The organism is Pedobacter sp. 01T416_2 (assembly GCF_056398925.1).
The window spans coordinates 1-7,034 of the sequence record NZ_JBFTQI010000272.1 but is presented as its reverse complement, the minus strand read 5'-3'; the positions used below and the strand labels follow the sequence as shown (position 1 = coordinate 7,034).

The window sequence follows — 7,034 nt, the reverse complement described above, 5'->3', positions numbered from 1 at the left end:
GTGTTGTACAGGTTATCGTTTACGATTTTACCTGTTTTATCATTTAGCTTTTCTTGAATTGCAGTTTTTTCAGATTTACGGATACCTTTTAAATCGATAGAACTTAAACGCGGGCGCTCAACTACTTCAATTTCAAAATAAACCGAATCCTGAACAAACTTTTCGATATTAAGTTTAACATCATCAAACAATCCCTGCGCCCAAAGCGTTTTAATCGCATCAGAAGTTGCCTCGCCGGGAAGCACGATTTTATCGCCTTTAGTTAGTTTAGATAAGGTAATTAATACTTCTTTGTCTAAATATTGGGTTCCGGTTACCGTGGTACCACCAATGATATATTCTTTTGGACTAAAATAATCGAGATCTAAGCCACCAACCTTTAAAGAAGGGGTTACCGGTGCCTGACCTTGTGGACGTACTTGAGCGAAGGCCGGAGCGGCTAAAACTAGTAGGATTAAAACTTGAAATATTCTTTTCATTAAAATTAATTGTTCAGTAATGGCCAAAAGGTAACGATATTTTATAAAGCAAAATTTCTTTACGTTGTTCCCTTATTATGGTTTCATTTATCGTATAAAAGTGGTGCTAAGTTAGTTTAAACGCTTGTTAAAAAGTGTTAAAAGAAAAATTAGTTTAATTGTTCGCTAATTTTACCAAAACGGCGTTCGCGTTTTTGATAGTCTACAATAGCCTCGAAAAGATCTTCTCGTCTGAAATCCGGCCATAAAACATCAGTAAAATAAAACTCGGTATAAGCCATTTGCCAAAGCAGATAATTGCTGATACGGTGCTCGCCACTGGTCCTGATCATGAGTTCAGGATCGGGTATATTTACAGTTGTTAGTTTAGATGAAAACAGGTCTTCGTTTATATCATCCAAAGAAATCGTATTATCTTTCACAGCTGATGCAATTTTTTTGGCGGCCTCCAAAATTTCCCACTTTGCACTATAGCTCAACGCTAATGTTAAAGTACATTTTTCGTTATGGGCAGTCTTTTCCATGGCTTCTTTTAAATCATCTATACATTCTTGAGGTAAAGATGCAATATTACCAATGGCATTCAGTTTAATATTGTTTTTATTAAGTGTTTCGGTTTCTTTGTTGATGGTAGAAATCAGAATCTGCATTAATGCATCTACCTCTTCTTTAGGCCTGTTCCAATTTTCTGTAGAAAAAGCATACAAAGTGAGGTACTCGATACCTACTTCCACACAACCTTCCACAATGTCTTTTACAGAAAGTACACCTTGTTCATGTCCGAAAACCCGCACTTTACCCTGGCCTTTTGCCCATCTTCCATTACCATCCATGATTACGGCAATGTGCTTTGGCAGGCGGCTATAGTCTATTTGTTCTTTAAATCCCATTAATTATGTCAAAATCAGCTTAAAAGGAATAGCATTTTGAGGATACAAAGGTAAAAGATATGCCAACACTAACAAATAGATAAGTGTCCCTTTTTCTAAAATCGCCTCTTTGGGTACCCGCTTGTCCGATTTGGTAGCGTGAAGGATCGGATAAATTGACCTGATTTTGGCCATTTCCAACTATTACAGGATTAACCGGATAGCGGCCGCTTACATCGTCAATATAATCGGTAAGTGGTGTCCGGTAACCTAGTTCAGTAAAAACACTCCAGGTATTTTTATAATTATACCTGAGCCCTAATCCGTATGGGATAGTTAAAACAGCATTATTGTAACCATTTTCCTGCCCTTCGGTTGCGAGTCGATCTAACCGGTATCTTTCACCATCAATTTTTACCGTAGGTTTAAAAACAACTAAACCAACACCAGTAAAAAGGTAGGGAGTGAATTGTCTGGTTCCGCCACCTATACTGAAGTTAAAAAAATTAAAATCGATCAGCCCGCTAAACTCGTGCATTGATGTTTTAAAACGGAGGTTTCTTTCACGGAACTGTTCATTACTAGAATTAGCATCATCTGCCTTAACTTGTCCGTAAGTATAATTTAAGCGAGCGCCCAAATATTGGTTAAAGTTACGTTTTACATAAGCACCGCCTGAGAGTCCGCTAATTTGCAATGGATTATTTTGATTGAGATCGCCCATGTAACCTGCTCCTCCACCCATTAGCCCAACTTCCCAGGTGCCTTCTTGCGCACGAAGAATTTGTCCGCTAAAGATAAAGAAGAGGAGAATTAAGAGAGGTTTGGTTGGCGTCATACTTAGTAGTTACGGGTATCAATGCCCCATAATAATTTATTTCTTAACGTGTTTAAGTAGGTTTCATTGTTAAGGCGGATAAGATTTACACAAAAATCTGCCTTTTTTATGCTAATTTTTACTGAACGCTCTACGGTGACAGTTCGGCTATCACAAGAAACCAGAAATTTTGATTCGCGTGCTTCTACCTCAAAAGAGAGTTTATTATCATCTGGTACAACCACCGGCCTTACATTTAAGTTATGCGGTGCAATAGGCGTAATTACAAAATTTTCAGAATCGGGATAAATAATCGGGCCACCACAGCTTAATGAGTAAGCGGTTGATCCCGTCGGGGTTGCAATAATCAATCCATCGGCCCAATAAGAATTAATAAACTCATTGTTCATTGAGGCATGGATAATCATCATGGCAGAATTATCGCGGCGGTGAATGGTAATATCATTCAGTGCAAAATTCTCTTCTCCAAACAGGCCATTATCCGATTCTAAAGTTAAAAGAGAACGGGAATCTAAGGTATATTCTCCGTTAATTAAGGCCTTTAGCGCCGATCCTATTTCATTTTTGTTGATGCTGGCGAGAAAACCCAACCGGCCAAAATTGATTCCTATTACGGGTATGCCCGAATTACGGATTAACGATAAGGTATCCAGTAAGGTACCATCGCCTCCTAAGCTCAACAATACATCGGCAAGGYCTTTTAGTTCGCTATGGTTATGAAAAATAATCGTATTGGCAGGCAACTTAATTTTGCCATGAAGGGATGTTTTAAATTTTGAATATAAAACCGGCTGGATATGATGCTCGGCTAAATGATTAAAAACCTCTTGAACGTAGGGCAAAACCGTGTCATTAAAATYTCTCCCGTAAATTGCAATCCTCATAAAGTAGGTTTATACATTTAAATAGTTCATGAAAGAATCGTAACGCTCCTGCGACCCATCATCAATCTGCGTGTTATTGTATACCTCTTTAACCAGATAATCATATCTTTCGAAAGAAGCTACCAATGAAGTAATTTCTGTTTTATTTACTTTGAGCGTTACTTCTAAACGTGTAGAATTTTCGAAAGAATTCACGTAAGAAGAGAGCACCTGTGCATTATCGGCTTCAACAATCTGTGCAATATGTGCCAGAGAATTATCGCGGTTACTGATTTCCAAAACGATAATTCCTCCAGGTTCATTTACAGCATACTGTTCGGCCACGGCATTTACCATGTTATTGATCGAAATTAAACCCAGGTAATTTTTCTGTTGATCTAAAACCGGAACAGCTGTCAATTTTAACTGACTCAATAACCTGATTACATCATAAGTATGTACGTTACTCAACACGAAAACATTAAGTATGTTTACCGCACTATCGCTTAAAAGTGTATCGTGATTATCAATATTTAGTAAATCATCTTCAGAAACCAGCCCCAATAAAGTTACCTCGTTAACAACCGGCAAATGCTTTAGTTTAAAATCGTTCATACGATCTAAAGCTTTCTGCACCGTGTCATCGGCCCTTAGTGATGGAATTGCATCTGATATGATTTCTGCTGCAAACATTTATTTTAACAATATTCTATCTAAAAATTTCTCTAAAAATGCATTAAATATTTCCGGATGTTCCATCATAGGCGCATGCCCACATTTATCAACCCAATTTAATTCCGAATTCGGCAACAATTCATGAAATTCTTCTGCCACTTCTGGAGGCGTAACCTTATCATTTTTACCCCAGATTAAAGAAACCGGTATGGTAATTTTCGACAGTTCTTTAGCCATGTTGTGGCGTATTGCCGATTTAGCCATAGTTAAAATCCTAATAACCCTCGATCTATCGTTAACCGTTTTAAAAACATCATCAACGAGTTCTTTGGTTGCAGTTGCAGGATCGTAAAAAGTAAACTCTACTTTTTCCTTAATGTAATCGTAGCTCTCTCTCCGCGGGAAAGAACCTCCAAAAGCATTTTCGTATAAACCAGAGCTACCTGTTAGTACCAAGGCTTTAACAAATTCCTGATGGGCAACCGTAAATACCAAACCCACATGGCCACCAAGCGAATTACCAACAAGTACTACCTGGTTTAAATTTTTATATTTTAAAAAGCGATGAAGATATCTCGACAATGCTTTTACGCCCAATGTTAAAATAGGCAAATCGTAAATTGGTAAAATTGGAATAATTACACGATAGCGATCTTTAAACTGTTCTATAACCAGTTCCCAATTGCTTAGTTCGCCCATTAGGCCATGTAGCAATACCAGTGTTTCGCCTGTTCCAGCTTCGATGTATTTAAATCCGTCTTCTTCTATTATCGGGTAGGTCATATATATTCTAGATGGTATTGTGCTACTAAGTTAGTAGAGTAAAATTAAATTTATGCATTTCTATGCCATTTTTCTGAAATAAAATCGAAAACGGTATAAAAACGCCCTTTGTAAAGCGGTAAGCAACTAGCGACCAGCGATAAATGCGCTTTAAGCTTTAGTCTTTCTGCTTTTAGCCTTAAATTAAGCTAGTTTTTCTTTAACAATCTCAGCAATTAATTTACCATCGGCTTTACCTGCAAGTTCCTTATTTGCCATGCCCATTACCTTCCCCATATCCTTAACCGATGTAGCACCAGATTGTTTGATTACAGCCTCAATAATTGCAGCAACCTCTGCCCTATCTAACTGTTTTGGCAAAAACTGACTAATCACTTCAATTTCTTCTTCTTCTACCTGATACAAATCTTCGCGATTTTGTTGCTTGTAAATATCAGCAGATTCGCGGCGTTGTTTAATCAGTTTCTGAAGAATTTTAAGTTCAGTTTCTTCCGTAATTTCTTCTGAAGATCCTTTCTCTGTTTTAGCTAAAAGTAAAGCTGCCTTTATTGCTCTTAAACCTCTTAACTGTGCATTGTTTTTAGCCAACATGGCTTTTTTTATTTCCTGATCTATTGTGTTTGATATCATTTCTTTAATTGGTTAATCGTTCCAGGGGTTAAGTGGTTAATTGTTATAAGGTTAATCTGTTAAATGCCATTGCTATTCACAACAGTTAACCAGTTTAAACAATTTAAACAGTTAACCCCTACTTATAATTGTTGCTGTAGCCTGTGCGGTAGGCATAATCAGCATGTCGTTAATGTTAACATGTTTTGGCCTGCTTACTACATACCAAATGGCATCTGCAATATCGTCGGCAATTAACGGCTCCAGGTTTTCGTATACTTTTTTTGCCCGGTCTTCATCACCTTTAAAGCGCACCACCGAAAATTCGGTTTCTACCATGCCCGGATTAATTTCGGTAACCTTTATGCCGTGGGGCAATAAATCGATACGCATACCTTTACTCAAAGCATCAACAGCATGTTTGCTGGCACAATATACGTTTCCATTTGGATAAACTTCTTTCCCGGCAATAGAACCAATGTTAATAATATGGCCGGATTGGTTTGGTATCATCCAGTTGGAAACAATTTTGGTTACATAAAGCAAACCTTTTACATTCGTATCAATCATGGTGTCCCAATCGTTGGTATCGCCTTTATCAATCGGATCTAAACCCTGGCTTAAGCCCGCATTGTTAATCAAAACATCAACCTTTTTCCATTCTGTTGGCAAAACTTCTAAAGCAGCGGTAAGACTTTCTTTATCGCGAACATCGGCAAAAACCTGTTTGATGGTAATGGCATACTTGTCTTCTAAATGATGGGCAATTTTTGCCAACCGATCTTCTCTGCGGGCCAATAATACCAGATTGTAACCTTGCTGAGCAAATGTATGTGTACAAGCTTCGCCAATACCAGAAGTTGCGCCTGTAATTAATGCGATTTTAGACATTTTTATGAATTTTAAGTCTCGGTAATTCTTTAAGATAACATCTTTGATTTACCTACACCAACAAAGGTAAGTTTTTTTGGATTGCAGGACTATTGAAAAATCAAACTGAATGTTAATTGACGTAATTTCAACTTATCTATCGGATTGGCATAAACCGTATTGTCGTGCTGAAGCAAATCGTTGGTCGAATAGGAGAGTTTTATTTCGGGCGACATTTTAAAATACTCAAAGTAAATGTCGAAACCAATACCTGTTTCGTACGACAGATAATTTCTTTGATTTTTTAAAAACTTATTTACCGGTGTTTCGCCTTCATCGAAAGTTTTCTTTTTCGAAGCTATATCTATTGAATATTTAGCGCCGCCTAACCAATATACCCTAAAATTATTCATCCGGTTCGACTTCACCTTTAGGCCTAATGGAAATTCGAACATGGTTGCCTGAACTTTTCTTTCAACTACGGTTTGAAAGTTTTTCGTTTGCCCATTGCCTACGTTGATCGGCGCCATAGGTTCATACTCGTAAGTTACTATCCTATCACTAAAAATAAGGGACGGCGTTGCCCTGATATCGAAGTTATCAGAGATCATTCTGTTCATTACAAAACCCAACCCAAAACCTTGCGATGGTGGGCTAGAAATAGAATTTAATGTTGAGGTAACCGGAATGCCCGAATTCGGATCGTAAGAAGGATCCAGAGAATTTGGCACCTCATAAAAAGGCGATCGCCAATTTTGCTTTTTAAGAATTTTGTATTCGGCTGAGATATATTGGAAATTAAAACCAAAACTCCAATCTTCATCATCTATTCCACCGCCCCAATTTTGAGCAAAGGCGCTTGTAGAAATCATAAAAAGTGAAAGAATGAGGCTTAATTTTCTGATCATTTGGTTCCTACATATATCGAACTTATTCCAAACGTTAAAATTCTTTGTTTGGTACTTTTAAAGCCAACTTTTTCCATCAGGTTGGTAAAATCTTCTCCGTCGGGAAAAGCTGCTACCGATTCTGGCAAATAGGTATAAGC

At 37.6% G+C, this 7,034-nt stretch carries 9 protein-coding genes and 1 pseudogene; all 10 read right to left on the bottom strand.

The window, feature by feature from the left end:
- Positions 1-479: pseudogene (locus tag AC1DPQ_RS13075) on the bottom strand (outer membrane protein assembly factor BamA); the annotation flags it as partial.
- A gap of 149 nt (positions 480-628) precedes the next feature.
- Positions 629-1,369: an isoprenyl transferase gene (locus tag AC1DPQ_RS13070; RefSeq protein ID WP_029274091.1), complete on the bottom strand. Its 741-nt coding sequence runs from the start codon at positions 1,367-1,369 to the stop codon at positions 629-631.
- Positions 1,370-1,388: 19 nt separating this feature from the next.
- Entirely contained in the window at positions 1,389-2,186 is a 798-nt protein-coding gene (porG, locus tag AC1DPQ_RS13065; protein ID WP_477609644.1) for a type IX secretion system protein PorG, read from the bottom strand.
- Positions 2,187-2,188: 2 nt separating this feature from the next.
- The gene (locus tag AC1DPQ_RS13060; protein ID WP_477609642.1) at positions 2,189-3,070 is read right to left on the bottom strand and encodes an NAD kinase; all 882 of its coding nucleotides are present in this window, start codon (positions 3,068-3,070) and stop codon (positions 2,189-2,191) included.
- Between the two features lie 9 nt (positions 3,071-3,079).
- The gene (locus AC1DPQ_RS13055) at positions 3,080-3,742 is read right to left on the bottom strand and encodes a CBS domain-containing protein (RefSeq protein WP_029274088.1); all 663 of its coding nucleotides are present in this window, start codon (positions 3,740-3,742) and stop codon (positions 3,080-3,082) included.
- Positions 3,743-4,507: an alpha/beta fold hydrolase gene (locus AC1DPQ_RS13050; RefSeq protein WP_057932771.1), complete on the bottom strand. Its 765-nt coding sequence runs from the start codon at positions 4,505-4,507 to the stop codon at positions 3,743-3,745.
- A 183-nt stretch (positions 4,508-4,690) separates the two neighbouring features.
- On the bottom strand, positions 4,691-5,137 hold the full coding sequence (locus tag AC1DPQ_RS13045; protein ID WP_057932770.1) for a GatB/YqeY domain-containing protein: 447 nt from the start codon (positions 5,135-5,137) through the stop codon (positions 4,691-4,693).
- A gap of 111 nt (positions 5,138-5,248) precedes the next feature.
- Positions 5,249-6,007: an SDR family oxidoreductase gene (locus AC1DPQ_RS13040; RefSeq protein ID WP_477579619.1), complete on the bottom strand. Its 759-nt coding sequence runs from the start codon at positions 6,005-6,007 to the stop codon at positions 5,249-5,251.
- Between the two features lie 89 nt (positions 6,008-6,096).
- Positions 6,097-6,894 carry a type IX secretion/gliding motility protein PorT/SprT gene (porT, locus tag AC1DPQ_RS13035; RefSeq protein ID WP_477579621.1) on the bottom strand — a complete coding sequence of 266 codons (798 nt, stop codon included), beginning with the start codon at positions 6,892-6,894 and terminating at the stop codon, positions 6,097-6,099.
- On the bottom strand, positions 6,891-7,034 hold a 144-nt coding region (locus tag AC1DPQ_RS13030; RefSeq protein WP_477609646.1), incomplete at its 5' end, for a class I SAM-dependent methyltransferase. The genes AC1DPQ_RS13030 and porT, both read right to left, overlap by 4 nt.